The sequence below is a fragment of the Microbulbifer harenosus genome (assembly GCF_005771435.1).
Classification (GTDB): Bacteria; Pseudomonadota; Gammaproteobacteria; order Pseudomonadales; family Cellvibrionaceae; genus Microbulbifer; species Microbulbifer harenosus.
The window spans coordinates 1-1,714 of sequence record NZ_VANI01000040.1 but is presented as its reverse complement, the minus strand read 5'-3'; the positions used below and the strand labels follow the sequence as shown (position 1 = coordinate 1,714).

Here is a 1,714-nt window from a genome sequence, read left to right as displayed (position 1 = left end):
AGGGTGCGGATCTTTCCTGCGAAGGCCCGGACCTTGTCCGTGGCGGGCCGGGTCAGCAGCTTGCCACTGTACTTGCGCAGGTTGCAGCCGAGGAAGTCGAACCCTTCGTTGATATGTGCAATGCGGGTCTTCTCGGGAGACAGAATGAGTCCGCGTTCGGCCAGGAAGGCTTCGAGAGCGGGTTTTACCTGTTGCTCCAGTAGTTCCCGGCTGGCGCCGGTGATGACGATGTCGTCCGCGTAGCGAACGATATTGACGCGGCTGCCACTCTTGGGCACGGCAGCCTCGATGGCAGCTTCCAGTCCGTCCAGAGCCATGTTGGCGAGGAGTGGGCTGATGATGCCACCTTGCGGCGTACCTTCGTCAGTCTGGTAGTAGACCTGTCGATCGATGTAGCCGCACTTCAGCCACTGCTGTAGCAGGTGTTTATCCATGGGGATATGCGCTAGCAGCCATTCGTGGCTGAGGTGATCGAAGCAGCCCTTGATATCCGCATCCAATACCCATTCAGCGCAGGTTCTGCGGGACAGGGCGATATAGCACTGTTGCAGGGCATCTGCGGTCGAGCGTTTGGGGCGGAAGCCGTAGGAATGGCGATCGGCTTTCGCTTCTGCCCAGGGTTCCAGCGCGAGGTGCTGCAGGGCCTGGGCCGCGCGGTCGACCATGGTGGGAATGCCCAGGGGGCGCTCCTTGCCATTGGCCTTGGGGATGGAGATGCGGCGCAGCGGCTGAGCGCGATAGCCTCGCCGCTGCAGGGACTGTATCGCTTCAGCGCGATCTTGCGGCCACTGCCAGGTGATACCGTCGATACCGGGAGTCTTGCGGCCGCGGTTGTGCATGACACGGTGCGCGGCCAGCAGTTTGCCAGCATGGGAGCTGGTGAGAAGCCGTTGCAGTGCGCGGGCTTTGTTGTAACGTTTGTCTTCAACCGCCTTCGCGATACGCCGCTGCAGCCGGTGGACGTGGTAACGGGCTGTCTCGATGGCCATTGCCGGCCTGTCGGTCTGGCTCGCCGTTCCCGCTGGGGGCGCACCGGCACTGGAACACGGCCTGTCCGTCTCCGGGTGCTCCACGATCGCCGTCATTTGCTTTCCCCCACAAAACCGGTTCTCCAACCTCTCTCGCGATGAGGCACCAGCTGGACGTCTGCTCGCTTTCGCGCCGGGCAAAGTTGGAACCCGTATCCGCGTCATTACAGCGCGGCATTCGCTTCTTCCAGCCTCCTACACCCGCATCATAATCAGCTTGCCTCACGGCTCGCTTTCCGGTTGCCCGGTACGATACGGGGTTATCGTGTTCCGTATAAATCTCGGGATAGGTTAGGTCCTGCCTGTCCCCCGGCGGAGCAACATCTGCGTGGTGAGACGTTAAAAGCCCACCAACTTGTCCACGCACCTTTTGGTTAAAGCCTGCCAGCACCTTTGGCTTCTTGCGCATAACGGGAGTGCAGCAGTTCACCTGAGTTGACCATACTATCCATTCCTAGCCCCTTACCGCCTTGGTGCTGGCAGAGTTGAGAATGCCTCGCGGTTATTCTCTCCCGGGCTGTGCCCGCAGGTTACATTGTCCCGGCAGCTTCACACCCGGAAATTACTCTCCACGCATGTGCCGGTAGGAAACCGATGGCAGAACATCGGGTTACATCGTTCTGAGAAATAACCTCCTGTGATTTATCAGAGTGTGTAACAGAAATTTATACGACTTCACGTCGCAA

General features: G+C 59.7%; 1 protein-coding gene. It reads right to left on the bottom strand.

Annotated features, from left to right (window positions below):
* Nucleotides 1-1,085: group II intron reverse transcriptase/maturase (gene ltrA / locus FDY93_RS19185; protein WP_220446264.1), on the bottom strand; the 1,085-nt coding region annotated here is incomplete at its 3' end.
* Nucleotides 1,086-1,714 lie beyond the last annotated feature (629 nt).